Raw genomic sequence first — 23,571 nt, 5'->3', positions numbered from 1 at the left:
ATTCTACGCGCCGGCACGCGAAGGCGCCGGGGCAACTCGGGAAATATCGGATGCGCCACGCGCGGCCGGAGCATCAGGCCGGCAGGTCGCGCAGCTTCTTTTCCTGATCCGTCAGGCTGCGGATGAAACCGGGATTGCGGAAGATGCGGTTGCCATAGTCCTCGATCGCCTTGCCGTCCTTGGGCAGCGGAATGTCCAGCGCCTGCAGGCGCCAGATGATCGGCGCCATCGCGCAATCGGCCAGGCTCATTTCCGGGTTGAGGAAGAACTTGCTGGCCTTGAACAGCGGCACCGACGCGGTCAGCAGCTCCTTGAGCCGCTTGCGCCCGGCCTCGGCCTGGGCCTTGTTGCCGAGCTGGATCGCCTGCACCTGCGGCACCCAGTCGTGCTCGATGCGCAACATGGCCAGGCGCAGCCGCGCGCGCGACAACGGATCGACCGGCATCAGCGGCGGATGCGGATAGCGCTCGTCCAGGTATTCGCTGACCACGGAGGCGGCGTACAGCACCAGCTCGCGCTCAACCAGCGTCGGCACCGAATGGTAGGGATTGAGATCGATCAGGTCTTCCGGAGGATTCTGCGGATCCACCGCCACGAAATCGTAGGTCACGCCCTTTGCGGCGAGCACCAGACGGACGCGGTGGCACAGCACATCATCCGTGGAAGAAAACAACGTCAAGGTATTTCGCATACGCACACTCGCCGCCATTCAAGGCTCTCCGACGACCGGAATCCGCCGGCCGCATCGACGCCGCCAGCACCTTGCTGACGGTCGTCACGGTCCCCGAGTGTGCAACCCTCGCTCGCAAAAGCCAATAGGATGAACATGGGATCGGGTCAGCAACGATGCAGAGAACGCGCCGGCACCGCGGCCGACGCTCAATGCACGTCCTTCCAGTATTCCTTCTTCAGCAGATAGGCGAGGAAGGTCAGCAGCGCCAGGAACAGCACCACCCACACGCCCAGGCTCTGCCGCTTCAGCGCCGCCGGTTCGCCGGCATACTCGAGGAAATTGCTGATGTCGCGGACCGTCTGGTCGAACTGGGCCGGCGTCTGCCTGCCCGGCGAGGCCAGTTGCAGCCGCTCCACCGGCTTGTCCACGCCGGGCTGCTCGGCCTTGCCGTAGATCGGCTGCTGCAGGCCCTGCAGTTCCCACAGCGGATTGGGCATGGAGGCATTGGCGAACAGCTTGTTGTTCCAGCCCAACGGGCGCGACTGGTCCAGATAGAACGACTTGAGGTAGGTATAGACCCAGTCGGTGCCGCGCACGCGCGCGATCAGGCTCAGGTCCGGCGGGGCCTTGCCGAACCACTTGGCCGCCGCATCGTGCGGCATCGCCGCCTCGATGTGCTCGCCGACCTTGGCGCCGGTGAAATTGAGGTTGGCCATCACCTCGTCCTCGCTCAGGCCCAGATCCTCGGCCATGCGCGAATAACGCAAGTATTTCAGCGAATGGCAGCCGGAGCAGTAATTCATGAACAGCTTGGCGCCGCGCTGCAGCGAGGCGCGGTCGCCGAGGTCGTTGCCGGCCTGCTGGGTGGCGCCGCCCTCGGCGGCCAGCGCCGAGGCGGACAACAGCAGCGCGGAGGCGAAGCAGGCCAGCACGGACAGCAGGCGCTTGCTCATAGGGATCCCTCCGCCATCGCAACGAACCAGGAGCCGAGCGCCTGCCGGCCCCGGAACACGATCTGCCGCAACGGCAGCAGGTAGCGCATGGCGGACACCAACGAGACGCTCGCGAAGCAGGCCAGCACGGCAATCACGGGCTTAGTCATGGGTGGTCACCCGCTCCGGCACCGGCTTGGTCCGGTCCAACGTGGTCCAGACCGGCATGGTCAGGAAGAATCCGAAGTACAGCACGGTCAGCACGCGCCCGATGATGGTCTCGCTGGCATCGGTGCCGGGACCGGAGCCGATCACCCCGAGCCACACGAAGCACACCGCCAGCACGCCCAGCATCACCCTGGAGAGCCAGCCGCGATAGCGGATCGATTTGACCTTGGCGCGGTCCAGCCATGGCACCAGGAACAGGATCGCGATCGCCGAGAACATCACCAGCACGCCGCCGAGCTTGTTCGGCACCACCCGCAACATCGCGTAGTACGGCGTGTAGTACCACACCGGCTTGATGTGCTCGGGCGTGACCAGGCGGTTGGCCTCGGTGAAGTTGTCGTGCTCCAGGAACAGGCCGCCGAAGGCCGGCACGAAGAAGATGATGAAGGCGCCGATCAGCAGCAGGAAGCCGACCCCGACCAGATCCTTGACCGTGTAGTACGGGTGGAACGGAATGCCGTCGGCCGGCTTGTTCGGATCCCAGCGGTTGCCCTTGGGGCCCTTCTTGATGTCCACGCCGTCGGGGTTGTTGGAGCCGACCTCGTGCAGCGCGCCCAGGTGCAGCACCACCAGCAGCAACAGCACCAGCGGCAGCGCGATCACGTGCAGCGCGAAGAAGCGGTTGAGGGTGGCGTCGGACGGCAGGTAGTCGCCCATGATCCACTCGGTCAGGCCGTTGCCGATCACCGGGATCGCGCCGAACAGCGAGATGATCACCTTGGCGCCCCAGAACGACATCTGCCCCCACGGCAGCACGTAGCCCATGAACGCTTCGGCCATCAGCACCAGGTAGATCAGCATGCCGAGGATCCACACCAGCTCGCGCGGCTTCTTGTAGCTGCCGTAGAGCAGGCCGCGGAACATGTGCAGGTAGACCACGATGAAGAACAGCGAGGCGCCGGTGGAGTGCATGTAGCGGATCAGCCAGCCCCACTCGACGTCGCGCATGATGTACTCGACCGAGTTGAATGCCTCGGCCGCGCTGGTCTTGTAGTGCATCGTCAGGAAGATGCCGGTGACGATCTGGTTGACCAGCACCACCATCGCCAGCGAACCGAAGTAGTACCAGAGGTTGAAGTTCTTCGGCGCGTAGTACTCGCCGACGTGCTTGCGGTAGAACGGCATCAGTCCCGGCGCGCGTTCGTTGACCCAGTCGAACACGTTGCCCGCGGTGCGGGTGAGGAGATTGTCGGCCATGGCTTACGCTGCCCCCTTCGCGGACGAACTGGGATCGACGCCGATGATCAGCGTGTTGTCGTCCTGGTAGTGATGCGGAGGCACCAGCAGGTTGATCGGCGCAGGCACGCCCTGGAACACGCGGCCGGCCATGTCGAAGCGCGACTTGTGGCAGGGGCAGAAGTAGCCGCCCTTCCACTCCGGATCGTAGGGTTCGGGGCGGATCTCGGCGACCATCTCCGGCGAACAGCCCAGATGCGTGCACAGCCCGACCAGCACCGAGATATCCGGCTTGATCGAGCGGCCTTCGCCCTTGATGTAGGCCGGCTGCTGGTCGGTGACCTCGGACTTGGGGTCCTTGAGCCGCCCGTCCAGCGTCGGCAGCGCGTCCAGGATCGCCTTGGAGCGCTTGACGATCCAGATCGGCTGACCGCGCCACTCCATGATCAGGCGCTGGCCTTCCTGTAACGCGCTGATGTCGGCGGTGACCGGCGCACCGGCCAGTTTGGCCTTGGCGCTGGGGTTCCATGACTTGATGAAAGGAACCGCGACGAAACCCGCACCCACCGCGCCCACCACCGCCGTGGTGGCAGTGAGAAAGCGGCGGCGTCCTGCATTAACAGAATCGTTGACCCCATCGTTGGCCATCCGGCACTCCGATTTTTGATTGGGTAGCGTGAGGCTGCCAGCGGCTCGGTGGGGGTCGAGCCGCATAAAATCCACTGCAGTGTAGCGGAACCCTTAACGCGCAGACAATGCATTGGGGCGACGGCAACCAGAATGCCTCAATGCGCCGCCGCCAGCACGCCGCGGTAGCGGTCGGCGAGCACGCCGACGCGCTGCACGTAGCGCTGCGTCTCGCTATAAGGCGGCACCCCGCCGTGTTTGTCTACCGCGCCTTCGCCCGCGTTGTAGCCGGCGGCGGCCAGGCTCAGGTTGCCGTTGAAGCGTTTCAGCAGCCAGGCCAGGTACTGCACGCCGCCGCGGATGTTCTGCGCCGCATCGAACGCATCGCTGACCCCGAAGCGGCGCGCGGTCGGCGGCATCAGCTGCATCAGGCCCTGCGCGCCGGCGCGGCTCAGCGCCATCGGGTTGTATGCCGATTCGGCATGGATGATCGCGCGCACCACCGCCTCGTCGACCCCGTACTCGCGCGCGGCGGCGGCGATCTCGCTCTGGTAGGCGGTGGTGTTCAGCCGCACCGCACCGAAGTTCAGGCCGGGGTTGGCGCAGGCGTAGCAGGTCTCGATGAAGCTGTAGTGGATGGTGCGCACCGTGCCGACGCTGGCGACCTGGGTTGGCCGCGCGCTGGTGTAGTGGCGCACGCCGTCCTTCATATAGGAATAGACCTGGCCGCTGACCACCCGCCGCGGCGCGATACCGGCCATCGCAGGCACGGGCGCCACCCGCGTCGGCGCCGCGCTGGCGGCGACCGGCGCCGTGACCGGGGGACGACTGATGATGGTAGCAGGGGCGCCGGCCTGCGCCGCGGCCAGGGCGATGCCCCCGCGGCTGGGCGCGCGCTCGGCCGAAGCCGGAGCAAGCGCGGGCGCCGCGCGCACGGCACGGCGCTCGGGCGCATAGCGGCCGACCACGCTGCAGGTGGCACCGGCCACGCGCTTGCCGCCGTAGCTGGGCGCGCCGTCGCCACCGATGCACTTGTACAGGGTGCCTGCGCTGGCCGGCATGACCGACAGCGTTGCGATTGCCAGCCCCACAAGCCCCGCCATCCCCTTCATGGCCGCGAGTGTCCCAACTTCGCCGGCACTTGCCAAGTGCGCGGCGGCGGCAGGGGGACCGGCCGCCCGTGTCGCCGCCCGACCCGCCTGGCGCCTGGCCGGCTCATTCGAGCGTGGCCGGCGCCGGCCCGGACCCGGCGGGTGTGCAGCAAGCCGATCAGGCGCAAGGCGCGTGAGACAGGGGACGGCATGGCGCACGGAATTGCAGACAGACTCCGTCCGCAATAGCGCCTAGCATGGGCGCTCGATCACCGAGGAGAGCCGCCATGCCCATCGCCGACCGCCATGTGACCCTGTACCACAACCCCAAATCCCGCTCCAAAGGCGTGCTGATCCTGCTCGAGGAACTGGGCGCGGACTACGCGCTGCAACGCATCGACTTCGCCAGCGGCGCGCAGCTGGAACCGGAGTACCTGGCGATCAACCCGATGGGCAAGGTGCCGGCGATCGACCACGCCGGCGCGGTGGTCACCGAACAGGTGGCGATCTACCAATACCTGGCCGACCTGTACCCGGAAGCCGGGCTGGCCCCGGCGATGGGCGATCCGCGCCGCGGCCCCTACCTGCGCTGGCTGGCGTTCTACGGCTCGGCGTTCGAGCCGGCGGTGATCGACCGCGCGCTCAAGCGCGAGGCGCCGCCGCGGGCGATGTCGCCATACGCCGACTGCGACACGGTGATGGGCGTGGTCGACGACCAGCTGGCGCGCGGCGACTATCTGCTCGGCGACCGCTGCACCGCGGCCGATGTGCTGTGGGGCAGCGCGCTGGGCTGGATGATCGGCTTCGGCCTGGTCGACCCGCCGGCGCCGACCCGCGCCTACGTCGAACGCATGGCGGCGCGGCCGGCGGTGCAGCGCGCGCAGGCGATCGACGCGGCCGCCGAGGCCTGAGCCGCCTGCGCGGCGCGGCCGGCCCAGGTAGACTAGCCGGCTGTCCTCAACTACCCGCCTGGATTAAGCGCCATGACCGGGAACGCCCTGCATCCCCTGCCCTCCGCCGACACCGCGGCCGCTGCCGCACCCGCGGTCCGCGGCAAGCTTTACATCAAGACCCACGGTTGCCAGATGAACGAGTACGACTCGGCCAAGATGGCCGACGTGCTCGCCGCCGCCGAGGGCCTGGAGCTGACCGACAACCCCGAAGACGCCGACGTGGTGCTGGTCAACACCTGCTCGATCCGCGAGAAGGCGCAGGAGAAGGTGTTCAGCCAGCTCGGCCGCTGGAAGGCCCTGAAGGCCGGCGGCAAGCCGGTGATCATCGGCGTCGGCGGCTGCGTGGCGTCGCAGGAGGGCGAGGCGATCGTCAAGCGCGCGCCCTACGTGGACCTGGTGTTCGGCCCGCAGACCCTGCACCGGCTGCCGGAACTGATCCGCGCGCGGCGCGCATCGGGCAAGCCGCAGGTGGACATCAGCTTCCCCGAGGTCGAGAAGTTCGACCGCCTGCCGGAGCCGCGCGCCGAAGGCCCGTCCGCGTTCGTGTCGATCATGGAGGGCTGCTCCAAGTACTGCTCGTTCTGCGTGGTGCCCTATACCCGCGGCGAGGAGATCAGCCGGCCGTTCGAGGACGTGCTGGTGGAAGTGGCGCAGCTGGCCGCGCAGGGCGTGCGCGAGATCAACCTGCTCGGCCAGAACGTCAACGCCTACCGCGGGCCCTACGCCGACGCCGAGGCCGGCGAGCAGCCGCAGTACGCCGACCTGGGCCTGCTGATCCGCAGCATCGCGCAGATCGACGGCATCGGCCGCATCCGCTTCACCACCTCGCATCCGCTGGAGTTCAGCGATTCGCTGGTGGACGCCTACCGCGACGTGCCGCAGTTGGCCAACTACCTGCATCTGCCGGTGCAGGCCGGCAGCGACCGCATCCTCAGCGCGATGAAACGCGGCTACACCGCGCTGGAATTCAAGCAGAAGATCCGCAAGCTGCGCGCGGTGCGGCCGGACATCTCGATCAGCTCGGACTTCATCGTCGGCTTCCCCGGCGAGACCGACGCCGATTTCGACAAGACCATGCAGCTGATCGAGGACGTGGGCTTCGACCAGAGCTTCTCCTTCATCTACTCGCGCCGCCCAGGCACGCCCGCGGCCGATCTGGAAGACAGCACCCCCGACGCGGTCAAGCACGCGCGGCTGGCGCGGCTGCAGGCGCACATCAACGCGCACTCGCTGCAACTCTCGCGCGCCATGGTCGGCAGCGTGCAGACGGTGCTGGTCGAAGGCCCGTCGAAGAAGAACCCGGCCGAACTGACCGGCAAGACCGAGAACATGCGCTCGGTGAACTTCCCCGGGCATCCGCGCCTGGTCGGCCAGTTCGTCGCGGTGGCGATCACCGAGGCGCTGAGCAATTCCTTGCGCGGGCGCTTGGTCGCCGACGACGCCTGAGCGCCGCGGGCCGTCAGCCGCCCGCGGCGACGCCGACTGGCCCTTCACCGCCACGCGCGCTACGCTTCCATCCCCAGTCCTGAACGACCCCCGGCCGCGCCACGCGCGCCGCGTCAGCACCGAATGAGCCTACCCGCGCAACGCGATTTCACCCTGGACCCCGCCGACAGCGAACGCCTGGCCAACCTGGCCGGGCCGTTCGACGCGCACCTGCGGCAGATCGAACTGCGCCTGGGCGTGGAGATCTCCAACCGCGGCAACGTGTACCGGGTGACCGGCCCGGCCACCGCGGTCGCCGCCGCCGAGACCGTGCTGCAGGCCCTGTACGCCGAGTCGGACAGCGTCGTGTTCGACGACCAGGCCATCCACCTGCGGCTCAACCAGGCCAATGTCGATCTGGTCGCCGAGCGCGCCTACGCCCCGCAGGACGTGGCGATCAAGGTCAAGCGCGGCACCGTGCGCGGCCGCGGCGCCAACCAGGCCAGGTACCTGCACCAGATCGCCAGCCACGACATCAACTTCGGCGTCGGCCCGGCCGGCACCGGCAAGACCTTCCTGGCCGTGGCCAGCGCGGTCGAGGCGCTGAACGAATCGCGCGTGCAGCGGCTGATCCTGGTGCGTCCGGCGGTGGAAGCCGGCGAGAAGCTCGGCTTCCTGCCGGGCGACCTGAGTCAGAAGGTCGATCCCTATCTGCGCCCGCTGTACGACGCGCTGTACGAGATGCTCGGCGTGGAGAAGGTGATCAAGCTGCTGGAAAAAAACGTTATCGAGATCGCGCCGCTGGCCTACATGCGCGGACGCACGCTCAACGACGCCTACGTGATCCTGGACGAGGCGCAGAACACCACCATCGAACAGATGAAGATGTTCCTGACCCGGCTCGGCTTCGGCTCCACCGCGGTGGTCACCGGCGACCTGACCCAGATCGACCTGCCCAAGCACGTCAAGTCCGGTCTGCGCGACGCGATCGAAGTGCTGCATGAGGTCGAAGGCGTCAGCTTCACCTTCTTCGAGGCGCGCGACGTGGTGCGCCACCCGCTGGTGGCGCGCATCGTCACCGCCTACGAGAAACGCGACGTCATCGACAAGACGACCGGGCCGGCGCCATGACCAAAGGTCCGGTTCGCCTCGATGTCGGCGTCAGCTACGCCCTGCCCCGCGCCGGGCTGCCGGCGGCGGCGAGCTTCCGCAAGTGGGTGGCCGCCGCGCTGAAGAGCCGCATCCGCGAAGCCGACCTGGCGATCCGCCTGGTCGACGCCAAGGAAGGCCGCGCGCTCAACCACCACTACCGCGGCAAGGACTACGCCACCAACGTGCTCAGCTTCCCCGCCGAGTTGCCCGAAGGCCTGCCCAAAGGCGTCAAGTTGCCGCTGCTCGGCGACCTGGTGATCTGCGCACCGGTGGTGGCGCGCGAGGCCGCCGAACAGGGCAAGCCGCTCAACGCCCACTACGCGCACCTCACCGTGCACGGCGTGCTGCACCTGCTCGGCTGGGACCACGAGGACGACAAGGAAGCCGACGCGATGGAGCAGCTGGAGCGCGAGATCCTGGCCGACCTGGGCGTGGGCGACCCCTACGCCGGGGAACGCTGAGGCTGGCGATGGCTGGTCAAGCGCGGGCGCGGGCGCTACCGTTGCCGCGCGGCCGCCGCGCCACGCCACTTCGCTCACCGGCCCGAGGTCCAGCGCGTTGATCCGTCCATCCTTGCTTGTGCTCGCGCTCGCGGCCGCGCTGCCCGCGGCGGCCGCCCCCGCCATCGACCTGCCAGCGCTGCTCGAATGCCGCCAGGGCGTGGCCGACTTCGCTGCGCTGGGGCCGTTGCTGGCCGATCCGCTGAAAGCGGTGGCACAGGGCTGGCGGCCGTTGCCGCAATCCAACCTGTTCATGAGCGAATACGAACTGGTGCGGCCGATCCAGGTGTTCGGCCACAGCACCACGCGCATCGGCGTGGCCGGCGCCAGCGTGATGGCGATCCTGGATCTGGCCGATCCGCGCCCGCTGGCCAGGCAGTTGCAGCTGGAGGCGGCGGTGGATACGCCGCAGAAGGCCATGTTCGGCCGCGAAGTGGTCAGCCGCGACGTGACCGACCCGAAGACCGGCGAGCCGATGATCGAATCGATCATCCTCAGCCTGTCCACGGTGCAGTCGCATCCCGGCAAGACCCTGGCCGGCTGCAGCTACAGCCTGGACCTGCCGGAGGATCCGGCCGCCGCGCCGGCGCCGGACCCGCTGCACGCGCCTGCCAGCGGCGGCTGAATCCGTCCCCGCGCGCGCCGCCACGGCCGCCATCGGCGTCGCGGCTCTGTCCCATTGGCCCTGCTAGACTTGCGCCCATCGCCCGGCAGACCGGGTGCCGTATCCACAGAACATGTCAGAAGACGACTCTAGTAACTCCCCTTCGGAAACCCACGAAAAACGCCGCGGCTGGCTGGAACGGCTGAGTTCGGTCTTCTCCAGCGACCCGCACACCCGCGACGACCTGGTCGAGGTGCTGCGCGACGCCCAGCACGACGGGCTGATCGCCGCCGACACCTTGCGCATGATGGAAGGCGCGCTGTCGGTGTCCGAACTGACCGTCGGCGACGTGATGATCTCGCGTTCGCAGATGGTGTCGCTGTCGGCCGAATCGCGCTTTCTCGACCTGATGCAGCAGGTGGTCGAATCCGGCCATTCGCGTTTCCCGGTGCACGGCGAGAACAAGGACGACATCCTCGGTATCCTGCTGGCCAAGGACCTGCTGCGCGGCGTGGTCGCCGACCACGGTCCGGGCACGGTGCGCGAGTTGCTGCGCCCGGCGGTGCTGATCCCCGAGTCGAAGAAGCTCAACGTGCTGCTCAAGGAGTTCCGGCTCTCGCGCAACCATATGGCGATCGTGGTGGACGAGTACGGCGGCGTCGCCGGGCTGGTCACCATCGAGGACGTGCTGGAGCAGATCGTCGGCGAGATCGACGACGAGCACGACGACGCCGAGGACGAAGCCTCGCTGATCGCCGCGCAGGCCGACGGCCAGTACGTGGTCGATGCGCTGACCCCGATCGAGGATTTCAACGAACGCTTCGGCGCCGACTTCTCCGACGACGACTACGACACCGTCGGCGGCCTGGTCACCGAGGCCATCGGCCACCTGCCGGAAACCGGCGAGGAACTGACCCTGGGGCGCTTCGCGTTCCGCGTGGCGCGCGCCGACGCGCGCCGGGTGCAGGCCTTCCACGTCACCATCCTGCCGCCCGACCCGCAGGAAGACGCTTGATGGCGCGTGCGCTGTCGCGCGGGCCGGCACGCGGCTGGCCGCACTGGCTGCTGGGCACGCTGCTGGCCGGCTGCGCGGCGCTGGCGTTCGCGCAGGCCGGCGCAGCCGACCCGGCTGCACCGCCGGCGCTGGCGCCCGCGGCCACCGCGGCGCCCGCCGCCGAACCGCCCGGCGACGATGCGTCGGCACCGGCGCCGCGCATCGGCGTGGCCACGATGCAGCCGGGCGAGGTGTTCTTCGAGCGCTTTGGCCACGATGCGATCGTGGTGATGGATCCGCGCAGCGGCCAGGCCACTTCGTACAACTTCGGCTTCTTCGATCCAGGCGAGCCGGATTTCGTGAGCCGCTTCGCCGCCGGCGACATGCGGTATTACCTGGTCGCGCTGCCGTTGCAGGAAGACATGGCGCAGTACCGCGACGCCGGCCGCGGCATGGACATCCAGTGGCTGGACATGGAACCGGCGCAGGCGCGCGCGCTGCAGCGGGCGCTGGCCTGGCGCGCGCGGCCGGAAAATGCGCGCTACCGCTACGACTACTACACCGCCAACTGCGCCACGATGGTGCGCGACGCACTGGACAGGGCGCTGGGCGGCACGCTGCACGCGCAGCTGTCCGGGCGTTCGCGCGGCAACACCTACCGCAGCGAATCGGTGCGCCTGGCCTCGCCGGCGCCGTGGATGTGGCTGGGCTTCGACCTGGGCCTGGGGCCGTTCGCCGACAAGCCGCTGTCGCGTTGGGAGGAGGCGTTCGTGCCGATGCGCCTGGCCGAGAGCCTGGGCGAAGTGCGCAACCGCGCCGGACGCCCGCTGGTACAGGCGCGCCAGCAATTGCTGCCGCAGCGGCTGGCGCCGGAACCGACCGAACAGGCGCGGCACTGGTGGCCGTGGCTGCTGGCCGGGCTGCTGGTCGCCACCGGCGTGATCGCGCTGGCACGGCGGCCGCGCTGGCTGGCGGCGCTGGCGTTGCCGTTCTGGCTGCTGTGCGCGCTTGGCGGCGGCGTGCTGCTGTACTTGTGGGGTTTCAGCGACCACCGTGCGGCCTGGGCCAATCGCAACCTGCTGCTGCTCGACCCGCTGTGCCTGCTGCTGGTCGGCGGCGCCATCGCGCAGCTGCGCGGCCGCCAGCCCGGACGCTGGTTCGGCATCGTGCTGTGGCTGGTGGTCGCCCTGGCCGGCGCGGCCTTGCTGATCCATTGGCTGTCGATGCTGCAGCCGCAATTCAACCTGCAGTGGATCGCCCTGCTGCTGCCGGTGCACGCCGCGCTGGCCTGGGCGTTCACCCGGCGCCGCTTGCAGCGCTGATCCTGCCCGCACACGATTCCCACCCATGGCTACCGTCCCCGCAAATCCCGCCTGCGTCATCAACTGCGTGCACTACGACGGCGACGGCCGCCGCCACGACATCGCCCTGGAGCAGATCAGCGACGTGCTGGCCGGCGACGACGGCTTCGTCTGGGTCGGCATGTACGAACCCGCCGACCATGTGCTGCAGCAGTTGCAGGACGAATTCCAGCTGCACGACCTGGCGATCGAGGACACGCGCAAGGCGCACCAGCGGCCCAAGGTCGAGGCCTACGGCAATTCGCTGTTCCTGGCCGTGCACACCGCGCAGGTGATCGACGAACGCATCGTCTACGGCGAGACCCACGCCTTCCTCGGCGCGCGCTTCCTGCTGACCGTGCGCCACGGCGCCTCGCTGCCGTACGCGCCGGTGCGCGAGCGGCTGGAGCGCGAGGCGTCGCTGATGCAGCTCGGCCCGTCCTACGCGCTGTACGCGGTGCTGGACTACATCGTGGACAACTACCAGCCGATCCTGGACGAGTTCCGGCAGAGCCTGGAGCGCCTGGAGAAGGACATCTTCGCCGAGGCCTACCGGCGCGACACCGCGATCCGCCTGTACGAACTCAAGCGCGAACTCAACCAGATGCGCCTGGGCGTGGCGCCCCTGCAGGACGTGCTGTCCCACCTCAAGCGCAACCCCGGCCCGCTGATCCCCGACGAAGTGCGGCTATACGTACGCGACGTGCTCGACCACGCGGTGCGCACCAACGAAGCGATCGACACCTTGCGCGAGATGCTAGGCACCGCGCTGAGCGTGAACCTGTCGCTGGTGACCCTGGCCCAGGGCGAGACGGTCAAGCGCCTCGGCGCCTGGGCGGCGCTGCTCGCCGCGCCGACCCTGATCACCAGTTGGTACGGCATGAATTTCAAGCAGATGCCGGAACTGGAATGGCCCTGGGCCTACCCGCTGATGGTCGGCGGCGTGGCCGCGGTGTGTCTGGGGCTGTATGTGGCGTTCAAGCGGGCGCGGTGGCTTTGAAGCCGGGACCGGGGACCGGGGACCCGGGACCCGGAAAAGCGGAGCTTGCGATGGCTGAAACTCTGCGCGTAAAGCGGTAGCCACCCGCTTTTGCCTTGGCTTTTGCCGTTCCCGGTCCCCGGTCCCGGCCTCACCCAACATACACCGACTTGATATTCATGAACTCATGAATCCCGTGCTCGGCCAGTTCGCGGCCGAAGCCGGAGCGCTTGATGCCGCCGAACGGCAGGCGCACGTCGCTCTTGACGATGGCGTTGACGAAGGCCGCGCCGCACTGCAGCTGGCGGGCGACGCGCTCGCCGCGGGCGCGGTCGGCGCTCCAGACGCTGCCGCCCAGGCCGAAGCTGGTGTCGTTGGCCACGCGCACGGCTTCGGCCTCGTCGGCCACGCGCAGGATCGCGGCGACCGGGCCGAACAACTCTTCGTCGTAGGCTGGCATGCCCGGCACCACATGATCCAGGATCGAGGCCGGGTAGCCGGCGTGGGTGGCGGTGTCGGGCGCGGCGCCGAGCAGCGGCGTGGCGCCCTTGGCGATGCTGGCCTGCACCTGCTTGTGCAGCTCGTCGCGCAGATCCTGCCTTGCCATCGGCGCCAGCGTGGTCGCCTCATCCTGCGGATCGCCGAGCCGGCGCTCGGCCGCCGCGGCCACGAAGCGGCGCACGAAGTCGTCGGCAATGGCATCGACCACCACGAAGCGCTTGGCCGCGATGCAGGTCTGCCCGGCATTGTCGAAGCGCGACTTCACCGCCGCAGCTACTGTGGTGTCCAGATCGGCGTCGTCCAGCACCACGAAGGCGTCGCTGCCGCCGAGTTCCATCACGCATTTCTTCAACTGATCGCCAGCGTTGGCGGCGATCGAGCGGCCGGCGCGCTCGCTGCCGGTCAGGGTCACCGCGGCGATGCGCGCATCGCGCAGCACCGCGGCGGCCTGGTCGTTGTCGAGATGCAGCACGTCGAACACGCCGGCCGGCACGCCGGCGGCGGCCAGCGCGGCGTGGATCGCATCGGCGCAACGCGGCACGTTGCTGGCGTGCTTGAGCAGCGCCACGTTGCCGGCCATCAGCGCCGGCGCCAGGAAGCGGAACACCTGCCACAGCGGGAAGTTCCACGGCATCACCGCCAGCACGCAGCCCAGCGGCTCGTAGCGCACGTAGCTGCGCTGCGCATCGGTGGCGATCGGCTGCTCGCGCAGGTAGTCGGCCGCATGTTCGGCGTAGTAATCGCAGGCGTCGGCGCACTTGTCGATCTCGGCAAGCGCCTCGTTGCGCAGCTTGCCCATCTCCGCGGTCATCAGCCGCTGGATGTCCTCGCGGCGCGCGCGCAACTGCGCGCCGACCTGCCGCAACAGCGCGCCGCGCTGCGCCAGCGGCGTTTGCGCCCACGCCGGGAATGCCTGCGCGGACGCGGCCAGGCGCTGTTCGACGGCGGCGGCATCCATCAGCTCCAGGCGGTAGTCGACCTGGCCGGTGGCGGGATTGACGGTGTCGTAGGGCATCGCGACGGACTCCTGGAAAAAGTCCGCCCAGCCTAGCGCTGCGCAGGTTGCGGCGGCGTGGCGATGGCGCCGACGCGATGCACCACAGCGTTCTGCGGCGGCCGCAGCTTTTGTAGGAGCCGCTTCAGCCGCGACCGGGCGTTACCGGTAACGCCCGGTCGCGGCTGAAGCCGCTCCTACAGAAAAGCGAAGCGCCCTAGCCGCCCTGCTGCAGCGCCAGCTGGATGTCGCGCTGGCGGCGCTTCTCGCTGCGCGCCATCAGCCACCAGCCGACGAAGGCGGCGATCGACACCGCCAGCACCATCAGCGTGGCCAGCGCGTTGATTTTCGGCTTCAAGCCCATCCGCACCGAGGAAAACACCGTCATCGGCAGCGTGGTCGAGTTGGGTCCGGCCACGAAGTTGGCGATCACCACGTCGTCCAGCGACAGGGTGAAGGCCAGCAGCCAGCCGGACACCAGCGCCGGGGCGATGATCGGCAGCGTGATCAGGAAGAACACCTTGAGCCGGTTCGCGCCCAGGTCCATCGCCGCCTCTTCCAGCGAGCGGTCCAGCTCCTGCAGGCGCGAGGACACCACCACGGTGACGAAGGACAGGGTGAAGGTGACATGCGCGGCCCAGATCGCGGTGACGCCCTTGGGCGGGATGCCGATCAGCCCGCCCATCGACACCAGCATCATCATGATCGACAGGCCGATGATCACCTCCGGCATCACCAGCGGCGCGGTCACCAGCGCGCCGAACAGGCTCTTGCTGGGGAAGCGGCGGAAACGGGTCATCACCATCGCCGCCAGCGTGCCGATCACCATCGACGCGGTGGCGGTCCAGAACGCCACCTTCAGGCTGATCCACGCCGCCTGCAGGATCTGCCGGTCGCGCAGCAGTTCGCCGTACCACTTGGTGGAGAACCCCGCCCACACCGTGGCCAGCTTGGAAGAATTGAACGAGTACACCATCAGCAGCAGGATCGGCAGGTACAGGAAGGCGAAGCCGCCGCCCAGCACCGTCCAGCGCAGCACCCGCCCGCCGCGCAGCGCGCCCGCACCGCTCATGCCTGGCCCCCGGCGAGCTGGCGCTGCTGGTAGCGGTTGAAGATCAGGATCGGCAGCATCAGCAGCGCCAGCATCGCGATCGCCACCGCCGAGGCCGCCGGCCAGTCGCGGTTGTTGAAGAACTCGCCCCACAGCACCCGGCCGATCATCAGCGTGTCCGGCCCGCCGAGCATTTCCGGGATCACGAACTCGCCCACCGCCGGGATCATCACCAGCATGCAGCCGGCGACGATGCCCGGGCGCGACATCGGCAAGGTGATGGTCGCGAACGCCTTCCACGGCCGCGCGCCAAGGTCGTAGGCGGCTTCCAGCAGGCGGTGGTCCTGCTTCACCAGTGTGGCGTACAGCGGCAGCACCATGAACGGCAGATAGCAGTAGACGATGCCGATGTAGGCGGCGATCGGGGTGTACAGGATGCGCAGCGGCTGCTCGATCAGGCCCAGCGCCAGCAGCGCGCGGTTGAGCACGCCGTTGCTGTCGAGGATGCCGATCCAGGCGTAGACGCGGATCAGGAACGAGGTCCACGACGGCAGCACCACCAGCATCATCGCGATGTTGCGCGCCGACGGCGACAGGCGCGCGATCACGTAGGCCATCGGATAGCCGATCAGCAGGGTCAGCAGGGTGGAGATCCCGGCGATCTTGATCGAGCCCCAGTAGGCCTCGATGTACTGGTTGTCGCGCACCAGCGCCAGGTAGTTCTGCAGGGTGAACTTCAGCGTCAGCACGCCGTCCTTGTAGTCGACCAGCGCGCTGTACGGCGGGCTGCTGATCGCCTGCTCGGCGAAGGAGATGCGCAGCACGATCAGGAACGGGATCGCGAAGAACAGCAGCAGCCACAGATACGGTGCGGCGATCACCAGCCAGCGCGCGCCGGGCAGGCGCCGCTGGCGCAGCCGCTGCAGCAGCCGCTGCAGCAGGCGCGCAGCGGCGGGTGCTGCGGCAGGCGCGGCGGCGGCGGGCGCGCTCATGCGGTCAGCACCACGCCGTCGTTGTCGCCCCACCACACCCACACCGCATCGCCCCAGGTCAGGGTGTCGCTGGCCCAGCGCTGCCGGTTGGCGAAGTGGGCCATCAGCTTGACCCCGCTGGGCAGGCGCACGTGGTAGACCGAATGGCTGCCGAAGTAGGCGATGTCCTCAATCGTGCCCTGCGCCTTGTTGTGCGCCTGGTCCGGCACATCCTTGCCGATGCCGAGCTTCTCCGGGCGCACCGCGAACGACACCGGCTGCCCGCTGATGCCGGTGATGCCGTGGCCGACGTAGATGCTGTCGGAGAACGCGCCGCTGCGCAGGGTCACGTAGTCCGGCAGGTCTTGGTCGATGACCGCCTCGATCAGATTGACCGAGCCGATGAACTCGGCGGCGAAACGGTTGGCCGGCTGCTCGTAGATCTCGTCCGGGGTGCCGACCTGCTGGATCCAGCCGGCATCCATCAGTGCGATGCGGGTGGCCATGGTCATCGCCTCCTCCTGGTCGTGGGTGACCATCACGCAGGTCACCCCGGAGGTTTCGATGATGCCGACCAGTTCCAACTGCATCTGCGAGCGCAGTTTCTTGTCCAGCGCGCCCATCGGCTCGTCCAGCAACAGCAGCTTCGGTCCCTTGGCCAGCGAGCGCGCCAGCGCCACACGCTGCTGCTGGCCACCGGACAGCTGGTGCGGCTTGCGCTTGCCGAGCTTGCCCAGTTGCACCAGCTCCAGCATCTCGCCGACGCGCCTGGCGATGGCCGCGCGCGACAGCCCGTCCTGCTTCAGGCCGAAGGCGATGTTCTGCTCCACGCTCATGTGCGGGAACAGCGCGTAGGACTGGAACATCATGTTGAGGGGGCGCTCGTACGGCGGCAGATCGTCCAGCGGCTGGCCGTCGAGCACGATGCGGCCGCGGCTGGGTTGTTCGAACCCGCCCAGGCAGCGCAGCAGGGTGGACTTGCCGCTGCCCGAGCCGCCGAGCAGCGCGAAGATCTCGCCCTTGCGGATATCCAGATCGACGTCGTCGAGCGCGACGAAACCGTCGAATTCCTTGCGCAGGCCGGCGATGGACAGGTAACCGCTGCCCTTGGCCGGCGGCGCTGCGGCGGCCGCGATCGCGGCCGGCAGAAGATCGGGTCTCGCTGCGCTCAACGCCATCTGTTGCTCCCCGTGGAAGACACCACGGCGCGCGTCCGCCGATGCTGCCGGGATTGCGCGGCCGATTCCCGTGTCGTTGCGGCCCAGTGTAGCCGCGGCCGCCGCATCGGCGATACCGCAGCGCAGGCGGTTATTGCGTCTGCGTCTGCGCTGGCGGCGCCCAGCCCAGGCCCAGGCTCTTCTGCAGGGCCACGTAGCGCAGCAGCACCTGGGTGCGCGCCTGCACCGCGCTGTCCTGCGCCGAGGCCTGCTGGCGCTGCACGTCCAGCGCATCGATCAGCGACGAGGCGCCGGCCGCGTAGCGCTGCTGCAGCAGCGCCGCGGAACGGTCGGCCGACGCTTCGGCCTTGGCCGCGGCCAAGGCCTGCTGGCGCGCGGCGCCGAACCGCGCCAGCGCGCTGTTGGCGTCCTGCAACGCGGCCAGCACGGTGCCTTCGTAGGCGGCCAGGCGTGCGTCGTTGCCGGCGCGCGCCTGCGCGACCTTGGCCTTGGTCGCGCCGAAATCGAAGAGCGACCAGCGCAGGAACGGCGCCACCACGCTGTTGATCGCGTCGCTGCCCAAGCCGCTCAGCGAGGTCGCGGCCATGCCGATGTTGCCGAGCAGGGTCACCTGCGGGAAGTACGCGCTCAGCGCCTGCCCGATCTGCGCCGACGAGGACGCCAGCTGGCGCTCGGCGCGGCGCACGTCCGGGCGGCGGCGGATCAAGGCACCCGCATCGTCCACCGGCACCACCGCCGGCAGCGTCGGCAGCGGCCGGTCGGCGGCCAGCGCGGCATCGAGCGCGCCCGGCTCGCGGCCGATCATCAGCGCCAGCTGGTCCAGCGCCTCCTTCGCCTGCGCCTGCAGGTCCGGCAACACCGCTTCCTGCTGCTGCAGCTGTGCCTGCGCGCGTTCCACCTGCAAGTCGGCGTCGGCGCCGCGCTCGCGGCGCTGCCGGGTCAGTTGCAGGGTCTGCCGCGCCGCTTCCAGGTTGCGCTGGGCGATGGCGATGCGCTCGCGGGTGCTGCGATAGCCCAGGTAGGCCTGCCCCACTTCGGCGGCCAGTTGCACCTGGGTGTCGGCCAACTCGGCCTCGTCGGCCTGCGCATCGGCCAGCGCGCCTTCGCTGGCGCGGCGGCGGCGGCCGAAGAAATCCAGTTCCCAGCTGGCATCGAAGCCGACGTTGTACAACTGCGCATGCGGATCGATGGACAGTGGCTGGCCGCTGCGGGCGGCGACGCTGCCCAGGCCGTCGGCCAGCGCGTCCGGCGCCCTGGCGTTGAGATAGGCGGCATTGGCGCCGACGCTGGGCAGTCGCTCGGCATGGCGCTGCTGCACCAGCGCGCGCGAGGCGCGCAACTTGGCCTGCGCGGCGCGCAGGTTCGGGCTGTTCTGCAGCGCCTGCTCGACCAGGCCGTTCAATTGCGGATCCTGCAGCGCCTCCCACCAGCGCTGCGGCGGCGCGGCCGGCACCACGCCGGCGGCGGCGGCGACCGCATCGGCGCGATGCAGCTGCGGCTGCGCCTGCGCCGCCGCGGCCACCGGCGGCGGCTTCACGTAGTTCGGGCCGAGCACGCAGGCCGACAGCAGCAGCGGCAACGCGGCGGGGACGAGCACACGGGAAAAACGCTGAGCCATGGAATCCTCAATGCATCGCAAGCGGAGCGCTGCCCTTGGGCAGCGGTTTGAGCAGCAACCCCAGCGGAATCGTGCACACCACGATCACCCCGAAGATCCAGAACAGGTCGTTGTAGGTCATCACCAGCGCCTGCTGCTGCACCATGCGCGCCAGCTGCGTCACCGACTGCAGCGCCGCGCCGGCGCCGGAAGCGGACTGCAGCTGCGCGGCCAGGCCATGCAGGTAATCCTGCGCCAGCGGTGAATTGGCGCTGGTGCCGCTGCCGATCATCTGCGTGTGGAACACCATGCGCCGCTCCTGGAAGGTGGAGATCAGCGCCAGGCCGATCGAGCCGCCCATGTTGCGCGCGGCGTTGAACAGCCCGGAGGCGTCGCCGGCCAGTTCCGGCGGTACCGACGAGATGGCGGCCTGGTTCAGCGACATCATCGCCAGCGCCAGGCCGCAGCCCTGCAGCAACTGGCCGACCACGAAATGCATGCCGACCGAATCGGCACTGAGACGCATGTTGACGAAGCAGGCGATGGCGAAACAGCTGAGCCCGCCGATCACCAGGATGCGCACATCGACGTTCATCAGCATCTTCGGCATCAACGGCATCAGCAGCATCGTCGGCACGCCGGACAGCAGCACCACGTAGCCGGACTGCTCGGTGTTGTAGCCGGAGATCGTGGCCAGGAACTGCGGGATCATGTACATGACCCCGAACAGGATCATGCCCACCGCCATCACCATCACGAACACCGCGCCGAAACTGCGCTGCAGCAGGATCGACAGGCGGATCACCGGCTGCCGGCTGAAAAACTGCGAGGCGACCAGGGCGACGAAGCCGAGCAGCGAAAGCAGGCTCAGCAGCACGATCTCGGAAGACTCGAACCAACGCTCGCGCTGGCCTTCCTCCAGCACCACGGTCAGCGCGCCGAGCCCGGCGGTCAGCCCGAAGATGCCGAGCCAGTCGGCGTCGAGCAGCCCGCGCAGGTTCATGCGCTCGTGCGGCAGACCGAGCAGCAGCAGCGCCACCAGCCCGGCGCAGATCGGCACGTTGATGAAGAACGCGTAGTGCCAGCTGACGTTCTCGGTCAGCCAGCCGCCGAGCAGCGGCCCGATCACCGGTCCCAGGATCACGGTCATGCCGAACAGCGCGGTGCCCATGGTCTGCTGCGCCGGCGGCAGCCGCGTGGCGACGATGGTCAGCGCGGTGGGGATCAGCGCGCCGCCGGCGAAACCCTGGCCGACGCGGCCCAGGATCATCATCGGCAGGCTGTTGGACAGGCCGCAGACCACCGAGAAGAAGGTGAACAGCAGCGCGCAGATCAGCAGGAAATTGCGTAGCCCCAGGGTCCGCACGAACCAGCCGGTCAGCGGGATCATCACGATCTCGGCGACCAGGTAGGCGGTGGAAATCCAGGTGCCCTCGGTGCCGCTGGCGCCGACCTCGCCCTGGATGGTCGGCAATGCGGCGTTGACGATGGAGATGTCCAGCGTCGCCATGAACGAGCCGATGGTACCGGCGGCGACCGCAAGCCACGCGCCGGCATCGGCCTTCTGCTGTGCGCCGGCACCCGCCGCCGGCGCAGCGGCGGCCTCGTTCACGGGGTGCCCTCGCCCTGCTTGCCTTCCTGCTGCACGCGGTCCTTGGCGTCCTTGGCCGCGCGCGTATCCACGGTGACCGTCGCCGACATGCCCGGCACCAACACCTTGCGCGCCTCCGCGCCGGCCTTGAGCCGGATCCGCACCGGCACCCGCTGCACCACCTTGGTGAAGTTGCCGGTGGCGTTCTCCGGCGGTAGCAGCGCGAACTGCGAGCCGGTGCCCGGCGCGATGCTTTCGACCACGCCGTCCAGCTCGACCCCGGACAATGCATCGACCTCGATCCGCGCCGGCTGCCCGGGCCGCATCAGCCCGACCTGGGTTTCCTTGAAATTGGCGCTCAGGTACAGCGCATCGACCGGCACCACGCTCATCAGCCGGGTGCCGGCGGCGACGAACTGGCCGACCTGCACGGTCTTGTCGCCGATGCGCCCGTCGATGCGCGCGGTCAGCCGCGTGTCCTCCATCGCCACCTGCGCCTGATCGGCGTCGGCCTGCGCCTGCTGCAGCCCGGCGCGGGCCTGGTCCAGCTGCGCGCCCGCGCCCTGCACCTGGCTCTCGGCAGCGACCACCTGGGCCTTGGCCGCGTCGTACTGGGCCTGGGCGCGATCGCGGTCGTGGACGATGCTCTCGTAGTGCTCATGGGTGTCGGCGCCGGACGCGGCCAGCGGCGCGAAGCGCTTGGCCTCGGCCTGGGCGAAGCGCAGGCTGGCGGTAGCGGCAGTGACCTGGGTGCGCGCCTGCAGCAGGGTCGCGTGCTGCGCCTGCAGGCCGGCCTCGGCGGCGGCGATATCGGCCTGGCGTACCGCGACCACGGCCTGCGCCTGCTGCTGGGTGGCGCGGTAGCTGCGCTCATCGATCTGCAGCAGCGGCTGCCCGGCCTTGACCGTCTGGTTGTCGCCGACGAACACGCCGGTCACGTAGCCGTTGACCCGCGGCGCCACCGCCACCGCATCGGCCTGCAGATAGGCGTTGTTGGTTTCCTGCAGGTAGCGGCCGGTGGTCAGGTAATAGACCAGCCACGCCAGCAGGGCGATCAGCACGATCAGGCCGATCAGCAGCAGCGTCCATTTCACCTTGGGATTCTTCAGTGGCGACGGCTTGTCGGGCTGCCTGGCATCGTCCTGGGCCGGCGCGGCGCGCGCTTCGTCCGAAGTGGCCTGCCGTTGCGTCTGCGTGGCATCTGGGTCGTGGGTGCTCAAAGTCGCAGGTTCCTGGGTGTGGGGACCATCGTCGCCAGTGCGCTTGACGGTGCAGGGACAGCGCTGCACTGCCAGGCGGCGCGCTCACCAGACGGCGGCGTACGGCAGACTTTACAAGTATCTGTATCGCAGGGTCCAGAGTGTGTGAGTACGGCTGGCGGTAGCGTTCAGGCGTCGCCGCGAGCGGCTCCCCATCCCGATCCTTGCCCGCCGTAACGATGGCCGATGGCGTGCGGCCAGGCGCATCGAGTGCAGCGTGCTGCTCAGGAATGCCGCCTGCGCCGTACCCTCACCCAGTCTCGGAACGACATGCGTGCGACAGGCCGCCCACTGCGGCCTGCCCCTTTCCCCGCGCCATCCCCATCAGCGCCCCGTCTTCAGTTCGGTCCACAGCCGCGTGTATTGGCGGTCCACTTCCGGCGGCATCACCGCCAGCGCGAACAGCTTGGCCTGCACGTCCGCCGGCGGGTAGAGGGTGCGGTCGCCGCTGATCGCCGCATCGATCAGCGGCAGCGACTTGGGCACCGCGTTCGGATAGCTGACGAAGTTGGTATTGGCCGCGGCCACTTCCGGCGTGAGCAGGTAGTTGATGAACTGGTAGGCGTTCTCCGGATGCTTGGCGTCCTTGGGAATGGCCAGCATGTCGAAGAACTGCAACGCGCCTTCCTTCGGGATCGAATAGGCGATGTGCACGCCGTTCCTGGCTTCCTCGGCGCGGTCGCGCGCCTGCAGGATGTCGCCGGACCAGCCCACCACCAGGCCTGATTAGCGCTGTGTCTCAGCTGGTGATGCTGCCTTGGTTTAGAAATGCAGGTTCTTCAGTGAGATACGGCGATGACGCTCAATCGGATCCAGTTCCAAAAGGGGCTTTCGATTCCGGCTTTTCTGAGCCGCTACGGCTCCGAGGCGCAATGTGTCGAGGCCTTGGTTCAGGCCAGGTGGCCCAATGGCTTCGTGTGTCCGCAGTGCGGACACACGCATGCCAGTGGCTTTGAGCGGGGACGCCAGCACCTGTGGCAGTGCGCGCGCTGCCGGGTACAGACCAGCTTGACCGCCGGCACGCCCATGGCAGACACCAAGCTTCCCTTGCGGGTGTGGTGGCTGGCCATCTATCTGGTGAGCCAAGCCAAGAACGGAATTGCTGCGCTGGAACTGGCTCGGCAACTGGGCGTGTGCTATCGCACTGCATGGCGGATCAAGCACAAAGTGATGTCGGCGATGGCCGATCGTGAGCAGTCACGCCGGCTCGACGGAGAGGTCCAGATCGATGATGCCTATCTGGGCGGCGAACGCGCCGGTGGTCCAGGCCAACCGCAGTGGCGCAATAAAGTGCCGTTTATTGCAGCGGTTTCCCTGCATCAAGGGCGCCCGCGCTATCTCCGCCTGGATGTGGTCTCCAGCTTCCGAAGAAGCGTCGTGCACACGTGGGCTCAGCAGGCACTGGCACCGGGCACCCATGTCGTCAGTGATGGGCTGACAGCGTTCACCGGTGTGGGCTGGGCAGGCCTGACCCACGATGCCATCGTGACCGGAAGCGGCCGCAAAGGCGTCCAGCAGCCTCGTCTGCGTTGGGTCAATACGATCCTGGGCAATCTCAAAACGGCGCTTAGCGGCACCCACCATGCGGTGGACTTCCCCAAATACGGCGCGCGCTACCTGCATGCGCATGCCTACCGCTTCAATCGCCGCTTCAACCTGGCCGCCATGGTGCCGCGCCTGGCCAGTGCCCTGGCCGGCGCGGGAAGGCTCACAGAGCAGCAACTGCGTACGACAGCTGAGACACAGCGCTAATCA

22 protein-coding genes and 1 pseudogene are annotated in these 23,571 nt (G+C 68.6%); 9 read left to right on the top strand and 14 right to left on the bottom strand.

Translation table 11 applies throughout. The features are described 5' to 3' along the window. Positions 1-73: 73 nt before the first annotated feature. The 6 genes from KHF85_RS08200 to KHF85_RS08175 form a co-directional block, all read right to left on the bottom strand. The gene (locus tag KHF85_RS08200; RefSeq protein ID WP_009598113.1) at positions 74-709 is read right to left on the bottom strand and encodes a glutathione S-transferase N-terminal domain-containing protein; all 636 of its coding nucleotides are present in this window, start codon (positions 707-709) and stop codon (positions 74-76) included. 170 nt (positions 710-879) lie between these two features. Then, positions 880-1,626 (bottom strand): cytochrome c1, encoded by a 747-nt coding sequence (locus tag KHF85_RS08195; protein ID WP_284569193.1) that lies wholly within the window; start codon positions 1,624-1,626, stop codon positions 880-882. Next, entirely contained in the window at positions 1,623-1,775 is a 153-nt protein-coding gene (locus tag KHF85_RS08190) for a hypothetical protein (protein WP_284569192.1), read from the bottom strand. Before KHF85_RS08190 ends, KHF85_RS08195 begins: the two co-directional genes overlap by 4 nt. Beyond that, positions 1,768-3,030 carry a cytochrome b gene (locus KHF85_RS08185; protein WP_053837154.1) on the bottom strand — a complete coding sequence of 421 codons (1,263 nt, stop codon included), beginning with the start codon at positions 3,028-3,030 and terminating at the stop codon, positions 1,768-1,770. Before KHF85_RS08185 ends, KHF85_RS08190 begins: the two co-directional genes overlap by 8 nt. A 3-nt stretch (positions 3,031-3,033) precedes the next feature. Further along, positions 3,034-3,657: a ubiquinol-cytochrome c reductase iron-sulfur subunit gene (gene petA / locus KHF85_RS08180; RefSeq protein WP_009598116.1), complete on the bottom strand. Its 624-nt coding sequence runs from the start codon at positions 3,655-3,657 to the stop codon at positions 3,034-3,036. A 137-nt stretch (positions 3,658-3,794) separates the two neighbouring features. Then, positions 3,795-4,748, bottom strand: coding sequence for a lytic transglycosylase domain-containing protein (locus tag KHF85_RS08175; RefSeq protein ID WP_284569191.1), 954 nt, complete (start codon positions 4,746-4,748; stop codon positions 3,795-3,797). 266 nt (positions 4,749-5,014) lie between these two features. Here KHF85_RS08175 and KHF85_RS08170 point away from each other — a divergent pair, with 266 nt between their 5' ends. The 8 genes from KHF85_RS08170 (at position 5,015) to KHF85_RS08135 (ending at position 12,695) form a co-directional block, all read left to right on the top strand. After that, positions 5,015-5,638, top strand: coding sequence for a glutathione S-transferase family protein (locus KHF85_RS08170; RefSeq protein WP_284569190.1), 624 nt, complete (start codon positions 5,015-5,017; stop codon positions 5,636-5,638). Positions 5,639-5,710: 72 nt separating this feature from the next. Next, complete coding sequence (miaB, locus tag KHF85_RS08165; RefSeq protein WP_284569189.1) at positions 5,711-7,126, top strand: tRNA (N6-isopentenyl adenosine(37)-C2)-methylthiotransferase MiaB; 1,416 nt, start codon at positions 5,711-5,713, stop codon at positions 7,124-7,126. Positions 7,127-7,249: 123 nt separating this feature from the next. Further along, positions 7,250-8,236, top strand: a complete 987-nt coding sequence (locus KHF85_RS08160; RefSeq protein ID WP_284569188.1) for a PhoH family protein — start codon at positions 7,250-7,252, stop codon at positions 8,234-8,236. Then, positions 8,233-8,718 carry an rRNA maturation RNase YbeY gene (gene ybeY, locus KHF85_RS08155; RefSeq protein WP_003471192.1) on the top strand — a complete coding sequence of 162 codons (486 nt, stop codon included), beginning with the start codon at positions 8,233-8,235 and terminating at the stop codon, positions 8,716-8,718. Before KHF85_RS08160 ends, ybeY begins: the two co-directional genes overlap by 4 nt. A 97-nt stretch (positions 8,719-8,815) precedes the next feature. After that, on the top strand, positions 8,816-9,382 hold the full coding sequence (locus tag KHF85_RS08150; protein ID WP_284569187.1) for a hypothetical protein: 567 nt from the start codon (positions 8,816-8,818) through the stop codon (positions 9,380-9,382). A gap of 112 nt (positions 9,383-9,494) precedes the next feature. Then, a complete protein-coding gene (locus tag KHF85_RS08145; protein ID WP_284569186.1) occupies positions 9,495-10,376 on the top strand; it encodes an HlyC/CorC family transporter in 882 nt (293 codons plus the stop codon). Continuing rightward, positions 10,376-11,677, top strand: a complete 1,302-nt coding sequence (locus KHF85_RS08140; RefSeq protein ID WP_284569185.1) for a lipoprotein N-acyltransferase Lnb domain-containing protein — start codon at positions 10,376-10,378, stop codon at positions 11,675-11,677. The genes KHF85_RS08145 and KHF85_RS08140 overlap by 1 nt, the downstream gene beginning before the upstream one ends. Before the next feature lie 25 nt (positions 11,678-11,702). Continuing rightward, a complete protein-coding gene (locus KHF85_RS08135; protein WP_284569184.1) occupies positions 11,703-12,695 on the top strand; it encodes a magnesium and cobalt transport protein CorA in 993 nt (330 codons plus the stop codon). A gap of 130 nt (positions 12,696-12,825) precedes the next feature. Here KHF85_RS08135 and KHF85_RS08130 read toward each other — a convergent pair whose 3' ends face one another. The 8 genes and pseudogenes from KHF85_RS08130 to KHF85_RS08095 form a co-directional block, all read right to left on the bottom strand. Next, the gene (locus tag KHF85_RS08130) at positions 12,826-14,190 is read right to left on the bottom strand and encodes an NAD-dependent succinate-semialdehyde dehydrogenase (RefSeq protein WP_284569183.1); all 1,365 of its coding nucleotides are present in this window, start codon (positions 14,188-14,190) and stop codon (positions 12,826-12,828) included. 196 nt (positions 14,191-14,386) lie between these two features. Continuing rightward, complete coding sequence (locus KHF85_RS08125) at positions 14,387-15,241, bottom strand: ABC transporter permease subunit (RefSeq protein ID WP_284569182.1); 855 nt, start codon at positions 15,239-15,241, stop codon at positions 14,387-14,389. Further along, positions 15,238-16,212 carry an ABC transporter permease subunit gene (locus tag KHF85_RS08120; protein WP_284569181.1) on the bottom strand — a complete coding sequence of 325 codons (975 nt, stop codon included), beginning with the start codon at positions 16,210-16,212 and terminating at the stop codon, positions 15,238-15,240. Before KHF85_RS08120 ends, KHF85_RS08125 begins: the two co-directional genes overlap by 4 nt. After that, positions 16,209-17,369: an ABC transporter ATP-binding protein gene (locus KHF85_RS08115; protein WP_284569180.1), complete on the bottom strand. Its 1,161-nt coding sequence runs from the start codon at positions 17,367-17,369 to the stop codon at positions 16,209-16,211. Before KHF85_RS08115 ends, KHF85_RS08120 begins: the two co-directional genes overlap by 4 nt. A 130-nt stretch (positions 17,370-17,499) precedes the next feature. After that, positions 17,500-18,987, bottom strand: coding sequence for an efflux transporter outer membrane subunit (locus KHF85_RS08110; protein WP_284569179.1), 1,488 nt, complete (start codon positions 18,985-18,987; stop codon positions 17,500-17,502). Positions 18,988-18,994: 7 nt separating this feature from the next. Continuing rightward, positions 18,995-20,578, bottom strand: a complete 1,584-nt coding sequence (locus tag KHF85_RS08105) for a DHA2 family efflux MFS transporter permease subunit (RefSeq protein WP_284569178.1) — start codon at positions 20,576-20,578, stop codon at positions 18,995-18,997. Next, positions 20,575-21,777 (bottom strand): HlyD family secretion protein, encoded by a 1,203-nt coding sequence (locus KHF85_RS08100; RefSeq protein WP_284569177.1) that lies wholly within the window; start codon positions 21,775-21,777, stop codon positions 20,575-20,577. Before KHF85_RS08100 ends, KHF85_RS08105 begins: the two co-directional genes overlap by 4 nt. A gap of 363 nt (positions 21,778-22,140) precedes the next feature. Then, positions 22,141-22,536, bottom strand: a pseudogene (locus KHF85_RS08095) (extracellular solute-binding protein); the annotation flags it as partial. Positions 22,537-22,611: 75 nt separating this feature from the next. Between KHF85_RS08095 and KHF85_RS08090 the strand changes: the two are divergent. Further along, positions 22,612-23,568 (top strand): IS1595 family transposase, encoded by a 957-nt coding sequence (locus KHF85_RS08090; RefSeq protein WP_284566649.1) that lies wholly within the window; start codon positions 22,612-22,614, stop codon positions 23,566-23,568. The last annotated feature ends 3 nt before the right edge of the window (positions 23,569-23,571 follow it).

This window comes from Xanthomonas graminis pv. graminis (assembly GCF_030168915.1).
GTDB classification, from domain to species: domain Bacteria; phylum Pseudomonadota; class Gammaproteobacteria; order Xanthomonadales; family Xanthomonadaceae; genus Xanthomonas_A; species Xanthomonas_A translucens.
Note: the sequence above shows the minus strand (reverse complement) of the source record. Positions and strands in the feature narration are given on the sequence as shown.

Coding starts and splice junctions, on each gene's coding strand:
- KHF85_RS08130 (WP_284569183.1), bottom strand. CDS start 14,190: ATGCCCTACGACACCGTCAATCCCGCCACCGGCCAGGTCGACTACCGC.
- KHF85_RS08200 (WP_009598113.1), bottom strand. CDS start 709: ATGGCGGCGAGTGTGCGTATGCGAAATACCTTGACGTTGTTTTCTTCC.
- KHF85_RS08120 (WP_284569181.1), bottom strand. CDS start 16,212: ATGAGCGCGCCCGCCGCCGCCGCGCCTGCCGCAGCACCCGCCGCTGCG.
- KHF85_RS08195 (WP_284569193.1), bottom strand. CDS start 1,626: ATGAGCAAGCGCCTGCTGTCCGTGCTGGCCTGCTTCGCCTCCGCGCTG.
- KHF85_RS08140 (WP_284569185.1), top strand. CDS start 10,376: ATGGCGCGTGCGCTGTCGCGCGGGCCGGCACGCGGCTGGCCGCACTGG.
- KHF85_RS08090 (WP_284566649.1), top strand. CDS start 22,612: ATGACGCTCAATCGGATCCAGTTCCAAAAGGGGCTTTCGATTCCGGCT.
- KHF85_RS08175 (WP_284569191.1), bottom strand. CDS start 4,748: ATGAAGGGGATGGCGGGGCTTGTGGGGCTGGCAATCGCAACGCTGTCG.
- KHF85_RS08190 (WP_284569192.1), bottom strand. CDS start 1,775: ATGACTAAGCCCGTGATTGCCGTGCTGGCCTGCTTCGCGAGCGTCTCG.
- KHF85_RS08185 (WP_053837154.1), bottom strand. CDS start 3,030: ATGGCCGACAATCTCCTCACCCGCACCGCGGGCAACGTGTTCGACTGG.
- KHF85_RS08115 (WP_284569180.1), bottom strand. CDS start 17,369: ATGGCGTTGAGCGCAGCGAGACCCGATCTTCTGCCGGCCGCGATCGCG.
- KHF85_RS08110 (WP_284569179.1), bottom strand. CDS start 18,987: ATGGCTCAGCGTTTTTCCCGTGTGCTCGTCCCCGCCGCGTTGCCGCTG.
- petA (WP_009598116.1), bottom strand. CDS start 3,657: ATGGCCAACGATGGGGTCAACGATTCTGTTAATGCAGGACGCCGCCGC.
- KHF85_RS08170 (WP_284569190.1), top strand. CDS start 5,015: ATGCCCATCGCCGACCGCCATGTGACCCTGTACCACAACCCCAAATCC.
- KHF85_RS08135 (WP_284569184.1), top strand. CDS start 11,703: ATGGCTACCGTCCCCGCAAATCCCGCCTGCGTCATCAACTGCGTGCAC.
- KHF85_RS08125 (WP_284569182.1), bottom strand. CDS start 15,241: ATGAGCGGTGCGGGCGCGCTGCGCGGCGGGCGGGTGCTGCGCTGGACG.
- KHF85_RS08160 (WP_284569188.1), top strand. CDS start 7,250: ATGAGCCTACCCGCGCAACGCGATTTCACCCTGGACCCCGCCGACAGC.
- ybeY (WP_003471192.1), top strand. CDS start 8,233: ATGACCAAAGGTCCGGTTCGCCTCGATGTCGGCGTCAGCTACGCCCTG.
- miaB (WP_284569189.1), top strand. CDS start 5,711: ATGACCGGGAACGCCCTGCATCCCCTGCCCTCCGCCGACACCGCGGCC.
- KHF85_RS08145 (WP_284569186.1), top strand. CDS start 9,495: ATGTCAGAAGACGACTCTAGTAACTCCCCTTCGGAAACCCACGAAAAA.